This is a genomic window from Ureibacillus yapensis (assembly GCF_003515775.1).
Lineage (GTDB): Bacteria > Bacillota > Bacilli > Bacillales_A > Planococcaceae > Ureibacillus > Ureibacillus yapensis.
This window is the reverse complement of the sequence record NZ_QWEI01000001.1, coordinates 444,162-463,350: the sequence shown is the minus strand read 5'-3', so window position 1 is coordinate 463,350 and position 19,189 is coordinate 444,162. Positions and strand designations below refer to the sequence as shown.

Annotated in this window: 18 protein-coding genes; all 18 read left to right on the top strand. The window is 42.5% G+C overall.

The annotated features are described in order from the left end of the window. Window positions 1-65 precede the first annotated feature (65 nt). The 18 genes from sdaAB to trmD all read left to right on the top strand — a co-directional run bounded on the left by sdaAB (window position 66) and on the right by trmD (window position 19,171). Window positions 66-728 (top strand): L-serine ammonia-lyase, iron-sulfur-dependent subunit beta, encoded by a 663-nt coding sequence (gene sdaAB, locus D1B33_RS02210; RefSeq protein WP_118874698.1) that lies wholly within the window; start codon window positions 66-68, stop codon window positions 726-728. 13 nt (window positions 729-741) lie between these two features. After that, a complete protein-coding gene (gene sdaAA, locus D1B33_RS02205) occupies window positions 742-1,635 on the top strand; it encodes an L-serine ammonia-lyase, iron-sulfur-dependent, subunit alpha (RefSeq protein ID WP_118874697.1) in 894 nt (297 codons plus the stop codon). Further along, a complete protein-coding gene (recG, locus tag D1B33_RS02200; RefSeq protein ID WP_118875194.1) occupies window positions 1,628-3,673 on the top strand; it encodes an ATP-dependent DNA helicase RecG in 2,046 nt (681 codons plus the stop codon). The genes sdaAA and recG overlap by 8 nt, the downstream gene beginning before the upstream one ends. Window positions 3,674-3,859: 186 nt before the next feature. After that, window positions 3,860-4,438, top strand: coding sequence for a transcription factor FapR (gene fapR / locus D1B33_RS02195; RefSeq protein ID WP_118874696.1), 579 nt, complete (start codon window positions 3,860-3,862; stop codon window positions 4,436-4,438). Then, window positions 4,435-5,424 carry a phosphate acyltransferase PlsX gene (gene plsX / locus D1B33_RS02190; RefSeq protein WP_118874695.1) on the top strand — a complete coding sequence of 330 codons (990 nt, stop codon included), beginning with the start codon at window positions 4,435-4,437 and terminating at the stop codon, window positions 5,422-5,424. The genes fapR and plsX overlap by 4 nt, the downstream gene beginning before the upstream one ends. A 36-nt stretch (window positions 5,425-5,460) precedes the next feature. Further along, window positions 5,461-6,411: an ACP S-malonyltransferase gene (gene fabD / locus D1B33_RS02185; protein ID WP_118874694.1), complete on the top strand. Its 951-nt coding sequence runs from the start codon at window positions 5,461-5,463 to the stop codon at window positions 6,409-6,411. Beyond that, a complete protein-coding gene (gene fabG, locus D1B33_RS02180) occupies window positions 6,404-7,150 on the top strand; it encodes a 3-oxoacyl-[acyl-carrier-protein] reductase (protein ID WP_118874693.1) in 747 nt (248 codons plus the stop codon). Before fabD ends, fabG begins: the two co-directional genes overlap by 8 nt. Before the next feature lie 93 nt (window positions 7,151-7,243). Further along, on the top strand, window positions 7,244-7,480 hold the full coding sequence (gene acpP / locus D1B33_RS02175) for an acyl carrier protein (RefSeq protein WP_118874692.1): 237 nt from the start codon (window positions 7,244-7,246) through the stop codon (window positions 7,478-7,480). A 203-nt stretch (window positions 7,481-7,683) separates the two neighbouring features. Continuing rightward, the gene (gene rnc / locus D1B33_RS02170) at window positions 7,684-8,445 is read left to right on the top strand and encodes a ribonuclease III (RefSeq protein WP_118874691.1); all 762 of its coding nucleotides are present in this window, start codon (window positions 7,684-7,686) and stop codon (window positions 8,443-8,445) included. A 5-nt stretch (window positions 8,446-8,450) separates the two neighbouring features. Next, a complete protein-coding gene (gene smc, locus D1B33_RS02165; RefSeq protein ID WP_118874690.1) occupies window positions 8,451-12,008 on the top strand; it encodes a chromosome segregation protein SMC in 3,558 nt (1,185 codons plus the stop codon). A gap of 416 nt (window positions 12,009-12,424) precedes the next feature. Then, complete coding sequence (gene ftsY, locus D1B33_RS02160; protein ID WP_118874689.1) at window positions 12,425-13,681, top strand: signal recognition particle-docking protein FtsY; 1,257 nt, start codon at window positions 12,425-12,427, stop codon at window positions 13,679-13,681. A 494-nt stretch (window positions 13,682-14,175) separates the two neighbouring features. Next, on the top strand, window positions 14,176-15,411 hold the full coding sequence (locus D1B33_RS02155) for an MFS transporter (RefSeq protein ID WP_118874688.1): 1,236 nt from the start codon (window positions 14,176-14,178) through the stop codon (window positions 15,409-15,411). Between the two features lie 45 nt (window positions 15,412-15,456). Beyond that, window positions 15,457-15,792, top strand: coding sequence for a putative DNA-binding protein (locus D1B33_RS02150; RefSeq protein WP_118874687.1), 336 nt, complete (start codon window positions 15,457-15,459; stop codon window positions 15,790-15,792). Between the two features lie 10 nt (window positions 15,793-15,802). Beyond that, a complete protein-coding gene (ffh, locus tag D1B33_RS02145; protein WP_118874686.1) occupies window positions 15,803-17,161 on the top strand; it encodes a signal recognition particle protein in 1,359 nt (452 codons plus the stop codon). A gap of 107 nt (window positions 17,162-17,268) precedes the next feature. Then, window positions 17,269-17,541: a 30S ribosomal protein S16 gene (gene rpsP, locus D1B33_RS02140; protein WP_118874685.1), complete on the top strand. Its 273-nt coding sequence runs from the start codon at window positions 17,269-17,271 to the stop codon at window positions 17,539-17,541. 18 nt (window positions 17,542-17,559) lie between these two features. Continuing rightward, complete coding sequence (locus D1B33_RS02135) at window positions 17,560-17,793, top strand: KH domain-containing protein (protein WP_118874684.1); 234 nt, start codon at window positions 17,560-17,562, stop codon at window positions 17,791-17,793. A 134-nt stretch (window positions 17,794-17,927) separates the two neighbouring features. After that, window positions 17,928-18,446 (top strand): ribosome maturation factor RimM, encoded by a 519-nt coding sequence (gene rimM, locus D1B33_RS02130; protein WP_118874683.1) that lies wholly within the window; start codon window positions 17,928-17,930, stop codon window positions 18,444-18,446. Next, window positions 18,446-19,171 (top strand): tRNA (guanosine(37)-N1)-methyltransferase TrmD, encoded by a 726-nt coding sequence (gene trmD, locus D1B33_RS02125; protein WP_118874682.1) that lies wholly within the window; start codon window positions 18,446-18,448, stop codon window positions 19,169-19,171. Before rimM ends, trmD begins: the two co-directional genes overlap by 1 nt. The last annotated feature ends 18 nt before the right edge of the window (window positions 19,172-19,189 follow it).

The window sequence follows — 19,189 nt, the reverse complement described above, 5'->3', positions numbered from 1 at the left end:
GATTTTCGTTACCTTTATCAGCATAAGTAGATTGTTAATTTCATTTAAACAAAGGGGAGAGCAAGATGAAGTTTACTTCAGTATTTGACATTATTGGTCCTGTCATGATTGGGCCATCTTCTTCTCATACGGCCGGGGCAGCACGAATCGGTCGAGTGGCGAGAGATTTATTTGGCAAAAAACCAACTTGGGCGAAAATCCACCTCTATGGTTCCTTTGCCGAAACGTATAAGGGGCATGGAACGGATGTGGCAATTGTCGGCGGTTTATTGGATTTTGATACTTTTGATGAACGAATCAAAACGTCTTTCGAGCACGCGAAAAACGCAGGACTGGAATTTGAGATCATTCCGGAAGAAGCCAACAAAGAACATCCTAATACGGCACGCATTGTGATGGGGGATGACACAACGGAAATGTCGGTAGAAGGAATTTCGATTGGCGGCGGGAAAATTGAAATCAGCGAAGTGAACGGCTTTAAATTGCGGTTAACAGGTGGTCTGCCTACGATATTGGTTGTCCATGATGACCGCGCAGGGTGTATTGCCAACGTGGCAAACAGTTTGGCGATGCATCATGTGAATATCGGGCACATGGAAGTATCGCGCATTGAACGTGGCCAAACCGCTTTAATGGTGATCGAGGTCGATCAAAATATCGATGATCGCATTTTGCATCAAATTTCACTGATTCCAAATATCACGAAAGTATCCAAAATAAATAACTAGGGAGTGGGCTTTAATGGATGTATTATTTCATAATGTAAGAGAATTGGTCGAACTTGCTGAAAAAGAAAATAAGCTTATCTCTGATATCATGATTGAACAAGAAATGAATATGACAGGGCGCACTAGAGAAGAAATTTTCACTCAAATGGATAAGAATCTTGTTGTCATGGAAGAAGCGGTGGAACGAGGTTTAAACGGCGTCCAATCGGTTTCTGGATTAACGGGCGGCGATGCAGTGCTGCTTCAAAAATATATTCAATCCGGCAAAAGCCTTTCAGGCGATTTGCTGCTTGATGCCGTTAGTAAAGCAGTTGCAACAAACGAAGTGAATGCCGCAATGGGAACAATCTGTGCAACACCGACAGCAGGTTCTGCGGGCGTTGTGCCTGGAACTTTGTTTGCCGTGAAAAATAAATTGAATCCTACGCGCGAGCAAATGATTAATTTCTTATTTACTTCCGGCGCTTTCGGCTTTGTAGTTGCCAACAATGCTTTTATCTCCGGTGCAGCAGGCGGTTGCCAAGCTGAAGTGGGATCGGCTGCCGCAATGGCTGCAGCAGCGATTGTTGAAATGGCTGGAGGTACACCTGCCCAATGTTCGGAAGCCTTTGCCATCACACTGAAAAATATGCTTGGCTTGGTATGCGACCCGGTTGCGGGACTTGTGGAAGTTCCATGTGTAAAACGAAATGCAATGGGCGCAGCAAATGCAATGGTAGCAGCGGATATGGCGCTTGCCGGCGTCACTAGCCGTATTCCTTGTGATGAAGTAATCGGTGCAATGTTTAGAATCGGTCAATCGATGCATCCAAGCTTAAAAGAAACTGCTCGTGGAGGTCTGGCTGCAACGCCAACAGGCAAGGCCCTTGCCGCGAAAATTTTTGGAAGTGCAGTTAAAGTTGACTAATATCACTGAACCGGTCAATACATTAAAAGGAATAGGAAAAGAAACAGAATCCCAGTTAAATGAAATGGGAATTTACACGATAGAGGATTTAATCTGGACGTTTCCTTACCGGCATGAGGATTTTCGGCTAAAAGATTTAGCACAGACGCCGCATAACGAGAAAGTCACGATTGAGGCACGGGTGGAAAGTGTTCCATCCGTACTTTATTTAGGAAAAAATAAATCGAGAATACAAGTAACAGTGTTAGCGGGAAGACATCTTGTCAAAGTTGTCTTCTTTAATCAAAATTACTTGCGAACAAAGCTGACGCCAGGACAAGTGGTCACGGTTTCGGGTAAATGGGACCGTGGGCGGCAAGTAATCAATGGCACGTCCATAAAATTTGGCCCCAAAATGGATCATACGGATTTTGAACCTGTTTATAGCTTGAAAGGCTCCATTCATCAAACTAAATTCCGCAAATATATGCGCCAGGCACTGGATTCCCTGAATGGTGTTATGGAGGAAACCCTGCCGCTTCAATTAATTGACCAATATCAATTGCCAACCATCCTCGACGCGTTGGAAGGTGTCCACTTCCCAAAAGACGCCGAACATGCCAAGCAGGCAAGAAGACGGTTCGTTTATGAAGAGTTATTGCATTTTCAATTGCGGATCCAGGCACTGCGCAAAACAACTAAAGAAAATGAAAAAGGCATTGCCATACAATATGACCTGCAAAAAGTGCGGGATTTTATTGCAACCATTCCTTTTGAATTAACAAATGCGCAAAAACGGGTAGTCAATGAAATCAGCAAAGACCTGAAACAACCGCATCGCATGAATCGCCTATTGCAAGGGGATGTTGGTTCAGGGAAAACAATTGTCGCAGCAATTGCGCTATATTCGGCTGTTACTGCGGGTTATCAAGGTGCCTTAATGGCGCCGACCGAAATCTTGGCGGAACAACATATGGAATCCTTAAAAAGCTGGTTTGATCCAATCGGTGTAAAAGTCGCATTGCTTTCAGGTTCCACCAAAACAAAAGAACGAAGAATACTGCTCGAAAAATTACATAATGGAGAAATCGATATATTAATCGGCACCCATGCTCTAATCCAACCGGATGTGATATTTAAAAATCTGGGGTTTGTGATTACAGATGAACAGCACCGTTTTGGAGTGGAGCAGCGCCGGATTTTAAGGGACAAAGGAATGAATCCGGATGTGCTGTTTATGACGGCAACGCCGATTCCCAGAACGCTTGCGATTACTGCATTTGGCGAAATGGACGTTTCCATCATTGATGAATTGCCTGCAGGGCGCAAACAGATTGAAACTCATTGGCTGAAAAAAGAACAGTTAAATGCAAGCATAACGAAAATGGAATCCGAGTTGCGGCAAGGCCGACAAGCGTATATTATTTGTCCGCTCATCGAGGAATCGGAAAAACTGGATGTTCAAAATGCCGTGGAAGTATACGAACAGCTAGCGACCATTTTTAATGGGCGCTATAAGGTAGGTTTAATGCATGGACGTCTTCACCCGGATGAAAAAGATGAAATCATGCGTGCATTTACGGAAGGCAAGGTAGATGTATTAGTTTCCACAACCGTCGTGGAAGTAGGGGTGAACGTTCCGAATGCATCCTTTATGGCCATTTATGATGCAGACCGCTTTGGATTGGCCCAGCTCCATCAATTGCGCGGCCGGGTAGGGCGAGGCGTCCATCAGTCGTATTGTGTGCTCCTGGCCGATCCGAAAACGGAAGAAGGCAAGGAACGCATGATGTCCATGACGCAAACAAACGATGGGTTTAAATTGGCTGAAAAAGACCTCGAACTGCGTGGACCCGGTGATTTCTTCGGAAAGAAACAAAGCGGCTTGCCTGATTTTAAAATGGCCGATTTAGTCCATGACTATCGAACGTTGGAAACAGCACGGCAAGATGCAGCAAGACTTATTTACGACGAGCAATTTTGGCAAGCAGAAGACTATCGCCATCTCCGCGAAATGCTGGAAGAGTCCGGCATCCTGACTGGGGAACGGATGGATTAGGAAAACTGGAATAGAGCCATAGAGCCATAGAGCCTGACCATTACGGCTATTCTCTGTTAAATAAAATATTTAACCTTAACCATAATAAATGGAGCGCAACAATTTGATGTTGCGTTCTTTTTTATGTAACTGTATACTGGTATTAGTACCAAGTGCTAAAATACATAAAAGTAGGTGGCGAGGGCTTTGAAGCGAACAAAAAAAGAACGGCAAAGACTGCTTATGGAAACAATCAAAGAAAACCCGTTCGTCACGGATGAACAATTAGCTTCACAATTTGGAGTGAGCGTTCAAACGATCCGGCTAGACCGTATGGAACTCTCAATACCGGAATTGCGGGAACGGATTAAGGACGTTGCTGAAAAAAATTACGAAAATGAAGTCAAATCTTTGCCTTTGGACGAAGTAATTGGTGAAATAATTGATATCGAACTAGATGAAAAAGCACTTTCTATTTTTGATGTAAAAGAAGAACATGTTTTTCAGCGAAACGGGATTGCGAGGGGACACCATCTATTTGCCCAAGCAAACTCGCTGGCTGTTGCTGTGATAAATGATGAATTGGCATTGACCGTAAAATCAAATGTTGTTTTTGTAAAGCCCGTTAAAGTTGGCGATCGTGTGATTACAAAAGCAATTGTACGAGGACAGGACCATGAAAAAAACCGTACATATATAGATGTTCTATCTACTGTAAATAATGAAACCGTATTTAAAGGCGAGTTTGAAATGTATCGTACGAAAGGGAAAGGTGACACCGAATGAAACTAGCAATAGATGCAATGGGCGGCGATAATGCACCAAAAGCAATCGTGGAAGGCGCATTGCTGGCATTGGAAGACTTCCCTAATATCGAGATTCAGTTATATGGAAAACAACAAGAACTGCAGCCTTTCCTTAAGGAACACCCTCGTCTGGAAGTGATTCATTGCGAGGAAGTGGTTGAGGCGGAGGATGACCCTGCCCGAGCGGTTCGACGCAAAAAGGATGCTTCTATGACGAAAATTTTGGAAGCGGTAACGGAAGGCCGTGCAGATGCTTGTCTTTCGGCAGGAAATACCGGAGCCTTCATGGCAGGTGGCTTGTTTAAAGTGGGACGGATCGAAGGAGTTGCTCGTCCAGCTTTAGCTACTACGTTGCCGACAATTGATGGCCAAGGGTTCTTGATGCTCGACTTAGGGGCAAATGCCGATGCAAAAGCAGAAAATCTGCTGCAATACGCCATCATGGGTTATATTTATGCAAAAAAAGTCAGAGGCATCGACAATCCTCGAGTAGGATTATTGAATATCGGTACAGAAGATAAAAAAGGGAATGAATTAACAAAGCAAGCATTCACTTTGTTGAAAGAGTCCGATATCAATTTCATCGGCAATGTGGAAGCGCGTGATCTAATGGACAACGTTGCCGATGTTGTCGTTACGGATGGTTTTACCGGCAATATGGTTTTAAAATCGATTGAAGGTACTGCCGGCGCAATGATGAATTTGCTGAAAGAAGCGTTTTTATCTTCCGCAAAAACAAAAGTGGGCGCATTGCTCATGAAAAGCGAACTGAAAAAACTAAAAGGCAAATTGGATTATTCCGAGTATGGTGGAGCGGCATTATTCGGGTTGAAAGCACCGGTTATCAAAGCGCATGGTTCCTCCAATGCCAGAGCCATTTATAGTGCAATTCGCCAAGCAAACATCATGGTTGAGCATGATGTAACGGATGTAATTGCCAAAACAATTTCGGCAAACCAACAATAGCAATAACAGGGATGTTGTTTGAAAAGGGGATTCTATATGACAAAAATAGCGTTTATCTTTCCAGGCCAAGGTTCACAAGTTGTAGGAATGGGTGAGGAGTTTGTTCAAAATAGCCCAGAAAGCAAGGCATATTACGAACAAGCCGACAAAGTACTGCAATTTGACTTATCGAGACTAATGTTAAACGGGCCTGCAGAAGAATTGACATTAACATATAATGCACAGCCAGCACTGCTGACAACTGGTGTTATGATTGCACAAAAACTGATGGCAGCGGGAATCAAGCCCGATTATACGGCTGGACATTCTTTGGGAGAATACAGTGCATTCGTTGTTTCGGGGGCAATTACTTTCGAGGATGCCGTCTTGACTGTCCATAAACGAGGCTTATTCATGAATGAAGCAGTTCCGGCTGGGGAGGGTGCGATGGCAGCCATTCTTGGATTGGATGCAGAGAGCTTGAAAGCGGTTTGTGACCAGGTAACAAGCCAAGGCGAAATCGTGCAACTTGCGAATTTAAACTGTCCTGGGCAAATTGTAATCTCCGGTACAAAACAAGGAGTTGAATTGGCTTCAGCTACAGCAAAAGAAGCTGGGGCAAAAAGAGCAATTCCTTTAGTGGTAAGCGGTCCTTTCCATTCGGAATTAATGCGCGGTGCATCTGTTCAATTAAAAGAAGTGATTGATGCAATCGAAGTAACAACACCTCATACGCCAATCATTAGCAATGTAGGGGCCGAAGCGTTGGAAGATGCTGCTTCTATTCGACAAGAAATGATTGAACAAGTATACAGCCCAGTATTATGGGAAAAAGACGTTCAAAAGCTTTTGGAACTTGGAGTTACAACCTTCATAGAATGTGGGCCGGGGAAAGTCCTTTCTGGATTAGTGAAAAAAGTAGATCGCTCGGTTAAAACTTACTGCGTGCATGATGAAGCATCACTTAACGAAGTAGTCGAAGCGCTTGGAGGAGAACTGAATGGGTAAATTGAATGGAAAAACGGCCGTTGTAACAGGCGCATCCCGCGGAATCGGGCGAGCAATTGCCCTGCAGCTTGCTGCAGAAGGTGCGAATGTAGTTGTAAACTATAGCGGCAGCGAACAAAAAGCTGCTGAAGTAGTAGAAGAAATTCAAAATCTTGGTGTACAGGCAGTTGCTGTACAAGCAAATATTTCGGAAGCTGAGTCTGTTCAGCAGTTGATGAATGCAGCGCTTGAGCAATTCGGTTCGATTGATATTTTAGTAAATAATGCAGGAATTACACGTGACAACCTTCTTATGCGCATGAAAGAAGAAGAGTGGGACGATGTAATGAACACCAATCTAAAAGGTGTGTTTTTATGCACTAAGGCAGTAACGCGCCAAATGATGAAGCAGCGTGCAGGCCGCATTATTAATATTTCCTCCATTGTCGGAGTAATGGGAAATGCAGGCCAGGCAAACTATGTTGCTGCAAAAGCGGGCGTCATCGGCTTAACAAAAACATCGGCGAAAGAGCTTGCTTCCCGCAATATATTGGTGAACGCCATTGCTCCTGGATTTATTACAACAGAAATGACGGATGCCTTAACGGAAGATTTGAAAAATGCGATGTTGGCCCAAATTCCGCTGGCGAAGCTCGGACAGCCGGAAGACATCGCAAAAGCGGTCGTGTTCCTTGCTTCGGATGATGCAAATTATATAACAGGCCAAACGATTCATATTGATGGCGGCATGTATATGTGATTGATTTCATTGCAAAAAAACTCTATTATATACAATGTTATGTTTTTTTGCTAACTTGTTTTCTTAAAGATCATTTGAGGGGAGGTGACCGATTTGGCTACAGTAATTGAACGTGTTACAAAAGTTGTCGTTGACCGTTTAGGCGTTGACGAAAGCGAAGTGAAAGCAGAAGCTTCATTCCGTGAAGATTTAGGTGCTGATTCATTGGACGTTGTGGAATTAGTAATGGAACTTGAAGATGAGTTTGATATGGAAATTTCAGACGAAGATGCTGAGAAAATCGCTACAGTAGGCGATGCAATCAGTTATATTGAAGGTAAAATTAGCTAATCGAACTTCAAAAAGTTAGCGCCATCCGTATAAACGCGAAAGGCGCATGATCAAGAGGCACAGTTGGGCAAATGGATAAATTGCACAACTATGTGCCTCTTTTCGTATTGCGAACATAGGAATGCCAAAGAAAAGTTGAATTTATCATGCTATACAAGGTAAACTATACGTTAGTTAGAATCTATTAGGAAGGCAGATTGTTCATGACAATTAGAAAAAAAGGGTTTCACTCAAAAATTGGGATATTGCCTGAAAGAGCAAGACAGCAATTTGAATTTTTGCAAGAAGAATTAAATATTTATTTTCGCAACAAAAGCTTGCTTTACCAAGCTTTTACACATTCATCTTATGTGAATGAGCATCGTCGAAAATTATTTACCGACAATGAAAGACTGGAGTTTTTGGGAGACGCCGTACTTGAACTTTCTGTATCTAAATACCTTTTCGAAAGATACCCGCATATGAGTGAGGGAGAACTGACGAAGCTGCGTGCTTCGATTGTGTGTGAACCATCGCTTGTTATTTTTGCCAACGAATTAAATTTCGGCAAATATGTTCTGTTGGGAAAAGGTGAGGAGCTTACGGGTGGCCGGGAACGTCCTGCGCTATTGGCGGATGTTTTTGAATCCTTTATTGGGGCTTTGTATTTAGATTTAGGTTTGGACGTCGTCGTGGAATTTCTGGAAAGAATCGTATTCCCAAAAGTAGAAGTCGGTGCTTTTTCGCATGTGATGGATTTTAAAAGTCAATTGCAAGAAATGGTTCAACAATCAAATAACGGCACGCTTCATTACGAGATTGTGGATGAAAAAGGGCCAGCGCATAATCGCACGTTCATTTCGCGCGTATTGCTAAATGAGCAAGAGTTGGGAATCGGGCGCGGAAAATCAAAGAAAGAGGCTGAGCAGCAAGCAGCGCAAAATGCGATGATCACGTTGAATCAGGCCAGCATTAAGGAGGACTAGCTAATATGTTCCTTAAACGACTTGAAGTAATTGGCTTTAAATCGTTTGCTGATCGTATTGGAATCGACTTTGTTCCGGGTGTAACAGCAGTAGTCGGCCCGAATGGCAGCGGTAAAAGTAATGTAACCGATGCCATCAGGTGGGTACTGGGGGAACAATCCGCAAAAAGTTTACGCGGTTCGAAGATGGAAGATGTTATTTTTGCTGGAAGTGAATCAAGAAAACCGCTTAATTTCGCAGAGGTAACACTTGTCTTAAACAATGAAGATGAAAAAGTACAAATGCCTTATAACGAAATTAGTGTCACAAGACGCGTATATCGCTCAGGCGATAGTGAATATTTGCTGAACAACCAGCAATGTCGCCTGAAAGATATTACGGACTTATTTATGGATTCGGGATTAGGAAAAGAAGCATTCTCGATTATTTCACAAGGCCGCGTAGATGAAATACTGAACAGTAGACCAGATGATCGAAGAACGATCTTTGAAGAAGCAGCCGGTGTACTAAAATATAAAATTCGCAAGAAAAAAGCAGAACATAAATTAGTTGAAACCGATGAGAACCTGCACCGGGTTCTTGATATTTTGCATGAATTGGACAGCCGTCTCGAACCATTGCAAATCCAGGCATCCACTGCCAAGGATTATATCCGGATGACAGACGAATTAAGAGAATCGGATATTGCCCTGACGGTGAATGATTTAATTGTCCATGCGAAAAATTTGCAGCAAATGGAACAACAGCGTGAACAATTAAAAACAGCGGAACAGCAGCATGCGTCAAACCTCGTGAACGTTGAAGGGCATGTTGGGGCCATCCGCGGAAAGCTGAAAGAAATTGATGAGGTTCTGGATAGCGCCCAAGAACAATTGGTAGAGGCAAGTTCCGAGGCAGAACGTTGGGAAGGGCGTAAAGCGCTTCTGAAAGAAAAACGTTCAAATGCCCATAAGCAACTGCAGCAATTGCAGCAATCGTTGCATGAGTTGCAGACTGAAGAACAGGAACTTTTGAGCAGTGAAAATGACAAAAAGTCGCAATTTACCGAAAAGCAAAAGGAAGTTCAAAAGCTAAAACAGGAAATTAAACAGCTTGATTTAACATTGAATTCTTCTGTTTCGGAAATCGAACAGGAAATTGAACATTCCAAAGATGTTTACATCGATTTATTAAATGAAGAAGCAACGGTTAAGAATGAATTAAAGCATATTGATCAACAACTTGCTCAGCAACTGGAAACGGCCGAGCGCATGAATGGCCGTTCTGCAGAAATGGCGAAGAGACTCGAGGAAGTCACGGAACTAAAACTGCAATTGGAAAAAAGCTTGAAAAAGGTTGAATTGCAGCTGAAGGAAAAGCTTGAACAATATGAAATTGTTCAACTACAGTTAAAAAACGCTACCTCTTCCTTTGAAGAAAAACAGCAGATGCTCTATCAAGCTTATCAACATCAGCAACAATTAAAGAGCCGTAGAGAAACATTGGCAGAGCTTGAAGCAGACTTTTCGGGCTTTTTCCAAGGCGTAAAAGAAGTTCTTTTGGCTCGTGAACGAGGAGAACTGTCCGGCATTGAAGGTGCTGTTGCTGAATTAATCCAAGTAGATGGACAGTACTCGAAAGCAATCGAGACAGCTTTGGGTGCAGCTTCCCAGCATATCGTGACAGACAATGAGCAGCACGCACAAAAAGCGATCGGCTGGCTTAAATCCAAACGGGCGGGCCGTGCAACATTCTTACCTAAAACCGTCATGAAGTCACGCAAACTATCGACTTCTCAAATAGCGCCTGCCCTGGATCATCCTGCTTTTGTCAGCCTTGCCTATGAACTTGTTGACTTTGATGAGTCAAATCAAACGATTGTTGAAAATTTGCTTGGAAACGTACTTGTTGCATCAAACTTGGAAGGCGCCAGCCAAATTGCCAGAAACTGCGGGTTTAGATACCGAGTTGTTACATTGGATGGGGATATCGTCAATGCAGGCGGGTCTTTGACTGGTGGTGCTTCCAAACAACAAAGTTCGTTATTCACACGTAAAGCCGAACTTGATCAGCTCACAAGCAATTTGGCGAAGATGGAAAACTCGATTGTGCAGGCTGAAAAATCCGTGGCGACTGAAAAAGAAGCACTTGCTTTATTGCGTGAACAGCTTGAAACGGTAAAGCTTGAAGGGGAAACACTTCGCCAGGAAGAAATTTCACAAAGAGCAAAGTTTCTTGAAGCAGAAATGGAAGAAAAAAGCCTGAAAGCAACAGTCAATGTCACTTTTTCAGAGCAATCTTCTGTAGTCTCAAGAAAAACAACGTTGCTTCAGCAAAAACAAGAAGCGTCGCAAAGGCTCGAGGAAATAAAATCGGAACTGGAAGAAATCAATCAAAAAGTGGAGCATCTAAGTGAACTGAAATTAAAAGGCGAAACAGAAAAGGATGCTTTAAGGGAATCTGCTGCCCAAAAACGATTGGAACTGGCCGTGATGGGGGAGCAGGTAAGCCAGCTTCAAGTTGCTGTAGCCGAGCTTGCTCTTAAGCGTTCGAAAGCAAAGCAAAATATAGAGTCAATCACTTTGGAAATCAATTGGCTTCAAAATGATGATGTAAACGCTCCTTCTGATGAAGAAATTGAAAAAACGGTTCTTGAATGGAACAGCAAAAAAAATTCGCTAACTGCAAAAATACAAGAAAACCGTACGTTGCGCGCCACGCATCAACAAAATTTGTCCCAGCTTGAAGAGCAATTGAAAGAGCTGCAAAGAGTGCATAAAGGATTCTTGGAGAGTTTGCAAGATATTGAAGTGAAGAAAAGCCGTGTTGAATATGAAATCGATCGGCTACAGACAATTCTCGATGAACAATATGAAATGGATTTCGAAGAAGCGCGTGAACATGTAATGGATCTGGAGGATGTTGATTCAGTACGCCGGAAAGTGAAATTGTTGAAGCAGTCGATTGAAGAATTGGGGCCAGTTAATTTAACGGCTATTGAAGAATATGATCGGGTACTTGAGCGCCATACGTTTTTAACTGAACAACGAAATGATCTGCTGGAAGCACAGGAAACATTGCATGAAGCCATTCGTGAAATGGATGAAGAAATGACCCTGCGCTTCAGGGAGTCATTCACGATGATTCAAACGCAGTTCCGACATGTATTCCGTGAGCTGTTTGGTGGCGGACAAGCCGATTTGGTATTGCTTGATCCTGAAAACCTGCTTGAAACAGGCATCGAAATTGTCGCTCAGCCTCCGGGCAAAAAGCTGCAAAGTTTAAGTCTCTTATCCGGTGGAGAAAGAGCATTAACAGCAATCGCTTTATTATTTGCCATTTTAAATTCCCGTCCCGTTCCGTTTGTGATCCTTGATGAAGTGGAAGCGGCACTCGATGAAGCGAACGTTCAACGCTATAGCGAATATTTAAAGAAATTAAAGGATGAAACGCAATTCATTGTCATTACACACCGCAAAGGAACAATGGAAGGTGCCGATGTTCTATACGGCATCACAATGCAAGAATCCGGTGTATCCAAACTCGTTTCCGTAAAACTGGAAAAAGAAGCGGTACTTACTTAGAAAAGCGGAGAACGCCCGATTAGCTCCGACAACAACTGGAGGGGTTGCCAAAAAGGGCGCGCTCTTTGCCCTTATTGGCAGCACCGAAGTTGTCGAGGAGCTGGCGTTCGTAGCTAGACAAGAGAAAAGCGCAAGCGCCCCGTTTAGCCCCGTCAAGCGCTGGAAGGCCCGAATCGAAAGCATCTTTCCAGCTTTCGACCGAGGGACTGAAGCGACTCGAGGGGCTGGGCGCTGGAGCTAGACAAGAGAAAAGCGGAGGCCTACAGGATGTAGGTTAGTCAGCCGTTGACACAGGACGTGTCGATTTTAGGCTGACTTCCTATTTACTGTTTAGCTCCGAAATTCGAGGAGCTGGGCGTCTTGCGTTGGTCGATAAATAATATACTTTCTGATTTGGAGACAAGGAGTGGAAGTGAATGAGCTTTTTTAAGCGACTGAAAGAAAAATTAATAGGAACTGAAGAGGAAAAAGTCGAGCAGCAGCAACTTGAAGCTCATGATACAGAAGAAAAGCTGGAAGAAGCTGAGCTTTTAGAAGAACAGGTTGACACGACTCCTTCAGTCGAAGAACAAAAACCGGAGATTCCCGAAGTAGAAGAGAAACCGGTTGAAGTGCAGGTTGATACAACTGAAGTTTCTTCGGAAGCTGAGGAAGAAACCCTTGCAGAACCTGTTGAAGAGACCGAAGAGGTTGAAGAGAAAAAACCATCCGCATGGTCCATTACGCAAAAGTTTAAAATGGGTCTGGCCAAGACACGAAATTCGTTTACTTCAAAAGTAAATGACTTGGTCGCGCGCTATCGCAAAGTAGATGAGGATTTCTTTGAAGAATTGGAAGAAATACTGCTTCAAGCGGACGTTGGCTTTGAAACGGTCATGGATTTGATGGACAAGCTGCGTTTTGAAGTACAGCGTAAAAACATCAAAGACACTGAAGGAATTCAAGCAATCATTTCCGAGAAACTGGTTGAAATCTATGAAGCCGGTGAAGAAGATATTGCCGAGTTGAACATGCAGCCAAAAGGCGAGCTAACGGTGATTTTATTCGTCGGTGTAAATGGTGTAGGAAAGACAACGACAATCGGTAAATTGGCGCATCGTTTAACCAAAGAAGGTAAATCTGTATTGCTTGCAGCGGGGGATACATTCCGTGCCGGAGCAATTGAACAGCTGCAAGTATGGGGTGACCGTGTTGGCTGTGACGTCATCAAGCAATCAGAAGGCTCTGACCCGGCTGCAGTGATTTACGATGCAATTGCTGCTGCAAAAAAACGGAATGCGGATGTGTTAATCTGTGATACAGCAGGGCGACTGCAAAATAAAGTCAACTTGATGAAAGAGCTTGAAAAAGTACATCGTGTTATTTCGCGTGAAATTCCAAATGCGCCACATGAAGTGCTGCTTGCATTGGATGCGACAACAGGGCAAAATGCTTTGATCCAAGCACAAACGTTTAAAGAAGCGACAAATGTGACGGGAATCGTGTTAACGAAATTGGACGGTACTGCAAAAGGCGGTATTGTATTGGCAATCCGCAATAAACTGCATATTCCCGTTAAATTCGTCGGCCTAGGCGAAAAAATGGATGATCTACAGCCATTTGATGCAGAACGTTATGTTTACGGCCTATTTGCGGAAGGATTGGAAAAAGAGCTGGATAAAATGGAAGACTAACGAAAAACTATTTCTGCAAGGGAAGCATCCTGCGCGGAATAGTTTTTTTATTGGAAACAGCAAGTGGCTTTTACGGTTAAACACCGTTGGGAGATGCTGCAGGAAAAACAGCCGATTAGAACGAGAAGGGATTTAAAGAGGGGGTTGATGCTAACGCAAGAGAAAGTGCTCGATTAGAAGTTATCTAAAGAGGCGTCGTAGCAACAAGAGAAAACCACTTCTAACCCCGTCTTTGGCATCAGCGGAAATTAACAGTAGTTTAATCATTTTTTGTCGGTATAACTATTTCTAAAAAAATAAAAAGAAAGCCTCCAATCACACCATTCAGATCGTTAAACTTGGGCAACTTCTCTTAGATTTTGCACAACAATCTACATCATCGCTAAAACTCCAACACCTCTTTTTACCTAATTTAATGGATAAATATAATTAGAGACTCGAAGTTTAGTATAATTAGCTATAGTCTTTACAAGAGCAAGAAGGAAGGGAAAAAGATGAAACGTCCAAATCTTTGGACCAAAAATTTTATTATTGTATGTGGCATGAATTTTTTTACCCACATCGTGTTTTATAGTTTACTTGCTACAGTCTCCTTATATGTCATTGAGCATTTTGGAAGAAGCCAAAGTGAGGCGGGCTTGGCTGTAGGAATCTACGTATTGTTGGCCGTTGTTGCCCGGCTTTTTGCGGGGAAAATTGTCGATGTGCTAGGAAGCAAGAGAATAATGATCATCTCAGCCATTTTCTTCTTTTTGGCGGTATTGGCACATCAATTGGCGACAACATTTACCCTGTTTATGATTATTAGAGCGATTCACGGATTTTCTTTTGGATTTTTAATGACAGCCGTAAACGCAATCATGGCCGAAGCAATTCCAAACGAGCGCCGCGGGGAGGGAACGGGCTATTATGCAACTGCCATGAATATTGCCATGGCTGCCGGTCCTTTTATCGGTTTGGTTATGCTGCGTGTAACCACGTTTGAAAATTTGATATGGATTTTGGCGATTGCGGCTTTTTGCAATATATTTGGTGTCTTCATCAACCTGCCGGCGACAGCAGACCAAAAGCTTCAGGAGAAAGTGAAATTTACATTTTCCCTAAGTGATATGTTTGAAAAAAGAGCGCTGCCGATAGCTATTTGCATGTTCGTATTGGGAATCGGATATTCAAGCTTATTAACTTATTTAGCTCCTTATACGGAAGAAATTGGTTTTGGGGAAGTTGCTACCTATTTCTTTGTCGTATATGCAGGGGCATTGATTGTTACACGGCCATTTACGGGACGTTTATTTGATCGTCTCGGAGAAAATATGTTGACGTATCCGATGTTGATTTTAATAGTCATCGGTTTTTTCGTTTTAAGCAAGGCAACAAGCGGATGGATGATATTGGTGGCCAGCGCTTTGATCGGGATTGGATTTGGTACGGTACAATCCAATTATCTGGCCATTGCCATTAAAGAAGCCATGCAAAATCGGAAAGCAACGGCTACTTCCACCTTTTTCATTTTACTGGACTTGGCCATTGGGATTGGACCATATTTATTCGGGATACTATTGGGCACTATGAGCTATCGTTCAATGTACAGCATCACGGTCGGTTGGTTTATTTTTGCAATCGCCGTTTACTTTGTGCTGCATGGCCGAAAAGCTAGCCGGCAAAAACAGCTTAATGAAGCCATATTAGGGGAAAGTGGACAAGGAAATTCCCTTGACAGTGGTACTTAAAATAGTTATGATACAGTAGACGAATTATGATTGGAGAGATACTTAATGCTAATTGAAAAAACAACACGCATGAACTTTCTCTTCGATTTTTATCAAGCATTATTAACGGACAAACAAAGAAGTTATATGGAACTTTATTATCTGGATGACCTTTCTCTAGGAGAAATTGCCGAAAGTTACAAAGTTTCACGTCAAGCTGTATACGATAACATTCGGCGTACAGAGGCGATGCTTGAGGAATATGAAGATAAATTACGCTTATTCGAAAAATTTGGCGCACGAAAAAAAATCCTTGAACAATTAGCAGATGCAGTAAAGGATGGAACTTCTACAATCGAGGAGCGCCTTGCATTACTTGAACAATTAAAGGAAACGGATTAGGAGGCTAAACATGGCATTTGAAGGGTTAGCAGAACGACTCCAAGGAACAATCCAAAAGATAAAAGGTAAAGGTTTAGTTACCGAACAAGACGTAAAAGCGATGATGCGGGAAGTTCGCCTTGCATTAATCGAAGCGGACGTTAACTTAAAGGTTGTTAAAGAGTTTGTCAAAAAAGTAAGTGAACGAGCGGTTGGAACGGAAGTAATGAAAAGCTTGACGCCTGGCCAACAAGTCATCAAAATCGTTCAAGATGAGTTAACAACGTTAATGGGCGGCGAACAAAGCCCTATTAAATTTAACACAAAGCCGCCTACAGTCATTATGATGGTCGGCTTGCAAGGTGCCGGTAAAACGACAACTACCGGTAAACTGGCGAATGTATTGCGAAAAAAACATAATCGCAAGCCCTTGCTTGTAGCGGCGGATGTCTATCGTCCAGCAGCCATTCAACAGCTTCAGACGCTTGGGAAGCAGCTTTCCATCCCGGTCTTCGCGCTTGGAAACGATGTGTCGCCTGTAGAAATCGCGCGGCAAGCGATTGAGCATGCAAAAGAAGAGCATCATGACGTAGTCATTATTGATACGGCTGGTCGTTTGCATATCGATGAAGCGCTCATGGATGAACTGAAAAATATCAAGGCGCTAAAAGAGCCGGATGAAGTATTTTTGGTCGTGGATGCAATGACAGGTCAAGATGCCGTCAATGTAGCGCAAAGCTTCAATGAAACAATCGGCATTACCGGCGTGGTGTTAACAAAATTGGATGGCGATACACGCGGTGGTGCGGCATTATCAATCCGTGCGGTTACTGAAAAGCCGATCAAATTTGTCGGTATGGGCGAAAAAATGGATGCTCTTGAGGCATTCCATCCAGAGCGTATGGCATCGCGTATTTTAGGGATGGGAGACGTTCTTTCATTAATTGAAAAAGCGCAAGCAAATGTCGATATGGAAAAAGCAAAAGAGCTGGAAGAAAAGTTCATGACTCAAAGCTTTACATTCGACGACTTTGTGGAGCAGCTTCAAGCAGTGAAGAAAATGGGCCCGCTTGATGAAATGCTGAAAATGTTGCCGGGTGCCAACAAAATTAAAGGCCTTGACAATGTGAAAGTGGATGAAAAACAAATGGGCCGCGTAGAAGCAATCATCTACTCGATGACGCCGGCCGAAAAAACACATCCGGAAATCATGAATGCAAGCCGCAAAAAGCGAATTGCGCAAGGGTCGGGAACATCTGTCCAGGAAGTAAACCGATTGCTGAAGCAATTTGAAGATATGAAAAAAATGATGAAACAAATGACGGGGATGGCCCAAGGTAAAGGAAAGAAAAAAATGAAAATGCCAGGTCTTGACTCATTGTTTAAATAAAATATTTCTGTTAAAATAATAGGTGTTAAGAAAAAACACTTTACAAACCATTCAAACATTGATAATATACTATCTTGTGTGAAACTTATTCGGAGGTGCAATAAAAAATGGCAGTTAAAATTCGTTTAAAACGTATGGGAGCTAAAAAATCTCCTTTCTATCGTATCGTAGTTGCTGATTCTCGTTCTCCACGTGATGGACGTCAAATCGAAACAGTTGGTACTTACAACCCACTAACTACACCAGCTACAGTAAACATTGACGAAGAGAAAGCTCTTAAATGGTTGTCTGATGGCGCTAAACCATCTGATACTGTACGTAACCTGTTCTCAGAACAAGGAATTATGGAAAAATTCCACAACTTAAAATTCAGTAAATAATTCTCGAGGTGACGTGTAATGCAGAAGCTGATTGAAACAATCGTAAAACCGCTGGTCGATTATCCGGAAGAAGTTCGCGTAGAAGCGGATGAGACTTCAAATCGCATTGTTTATAAACTTTTTGTTCATCCACAAGATCGAGGAAAAGTCATAGGCAAGCAAGGCCGAGTTGCAAAGGCAATTCGTACAATTGTTTATTCAGCTGCTGGCAGTCACCACAAGAAAAAGACATATGTCGATATATTAGACTGAGCAGCGGAGAACGTTCGTTCAAAGCTATTAAAAAGAAGGGACCTGAAAAGGCAATCCCTTCTTTTTTATTTATCTTTTTAGTATGATTGTACATAATAGAACTATTGTATATCGAGAGTTAGGTGGAATGCTAAATGGAATGGTTTAATGTAGGAAGAATCGTAAACACTCACGGAATTCGTGGGGAAGTCCGCGTGCTCTCTTCAACAGATTTTGAAGAGATTCGTTTTGCACCGGGCAATAAAATGGCTGTTTTTAAAAAAGAAGATAAAAAACCGACGTGGGTCAAAATTGAAAGCGTCCGTAAACATAAAAATTTCATTTTATTAACATTTGAAGGCTACAATAACATCAATTTAGTCGAACCTTTCAAGGAAGGTCTTTTAAAAATTACAAAAGACCAATTGGAAGAAGATGATTTGGAAGAGAACGAATATTACTATTTTGAAATTATCGGGTGTGACGTCTTTTCGGAAGAGGGAGAAGAAATCGGAAAAGTCTCCGACATTTTGGAAACCGGTGCAAACGATGTATGGGAAATCAAGGCACCAAACGGGAAAAAACACTATATTCCTTATATTGAGGATGTTGTAAAAGAAATCGATGTAGAAGAAAAGAAAATTATCATTCATGTAATGGAAGGTTTATTATAATGAAGATTCATGTATTAAGTCTATTTCCGGAAATGTTTACAGGAGTTTTTGGCTCCTCCATTTTGAAAAAAGCGCAAGAAAAAGAAGCCGTTTCGCTTGCTGTATCGGATATTCGCGATTTTAGCACCAACAAGCACAAACAAGTGGACGATTACCCATATGGTGGGGGAGCTGGAATGGTGCTCAAGCCGGAACCAATGTTTCAAGCAGTAGAAACGATTACGGAAGGCCGAAATCCAAGAATCATCCTCATGTGCCCACAAGGGGAGCGTTTTACCCAAAAGAAAGCAGAAGAGTTAGCGAAGGAAGAGGAATTGGTATTTTTATGCGGCCATTATGAAGGCTATGACGAACGGATCCGCACGCATCTTGTAACAGATGAAATATCGATTGGCGACTTTGTGTTAACAGGCGGGGAATTGCCTGCCATGACGGTCATTGATGCAGTAGTTCGGTTATTGCCGGGCGTATTGGGACAGCAAGATTCGCATATTCATGATTCCTTTTCTACTGGGCTATTGGAACATCCGCATTTTACGCGCCCAGCTGATTTTAGAGGGATGAAAGTGCCTGATGTTTTATTATCCGGAAATCATGCGAACATTGATAAATGGCGTGATCAAGAGTCCCTCAAACGAACATTTGAAAGACGGCCGGATCTTTTGGAAGAGATGGAGCTTACAAAAGAACAGCAAGCTTTTATTGAAAGCTTAAAGGAAAAATAAATTTTCAGTTCTTTATAG

Coding starts and splice junctions, on each gene's coding strand:
- sdaAB (WP_118874698.1), top strand. CDS start 66: ATGAAGTTTACTTCAGTATTTGACATTATTGGTCCTGTCATGATTGGG.
- sdaAA (WP_118874697.1), top strand. CDS start 742: ATGGATGTATTATTTCATAATGTAAGAGAATTGGTCGAACTTGCTGAA.
- plsX (WP_118874695.1), top strand. CDS start 4,435: ATGAAACTAGCAATAGATGCAATGGGCGGCGATAATGCACCAAAAGCA.
- fabD (WP_118874694.1), top strand. CDS start 5,461: ATGACAAAAATAGCGTTTATCTTTCCAGGCCAAGGTTCACAAGTTGTA.
- fabG (WP_118874693.1), top strand. CDS start 6,404: ATGGGTAAATTGAATGGAAAAACGGCCGTTGTAACAGGCGCATCCCGC.
- rnc (WP_118874691.1), top strand. CDS start 7,684: ATGACAATTAGAAAAAAAGGGTTTCACTCAAAAATTGGGATATTGCCT.
- smc (WP_118874690.1), top strand. CDS start 8,451: ATGTTCCTTAAACGACTTGAAGTAATTGGCTTTAAATCGTTTGCTGAT.
- ftsY (WP_118874689.1), top strand. CDS start 12,425: ATGAGCTTTTTTAAGCGACTGAAAGAAAAATTAATAGGAACTGAAGAG.
- D1B33_RS02155 (WP_118874688.1), top strand. CDS start 14,176: ATGAAACGTCCAAATCTTTGGACCAAAAATTTTATTATTGTATGTGGC.
- D1B33_RS02150 (WP_118874687.1), top strand. CDS start 15,457: ATGCTAATTGAAAAAACAACACGCATGAACTTTCTCTTCGATTTTTAT.
- ffh (WP_118874686.1), top strand. CDS start 15,803: ATGGCATTTGAAGGGTTAGCAGAACGACTCCAAGGAACAATCCAAAAG.
- rpsP (WP_118874685.1), top strand. CDS start 17,269: ATGGCAGTTAAAATTCGTTTAAAACGTATGGGAGCTAAAAAATCTCCT.
- D1B33_RS02135 (WP_118874684.1), top strand. CDS start 17,560: ATGCAGAAGCTGATTGAAACAATCGTAAAACCGCTGGTCGATTATCCG.
- rimM (WP_118874683.1), top strand. CDS start 17,928: ATGGAATGGTTTAATGTAGGAAGAATCGTAAACACTCACGGAATTCGT.
- trmD (WP_118874682.1), top strand. CDS start 18,446: ATGAAGATTCATGTATTAAGTCTATTTCCGGAAATGTTTACAGGAGTT.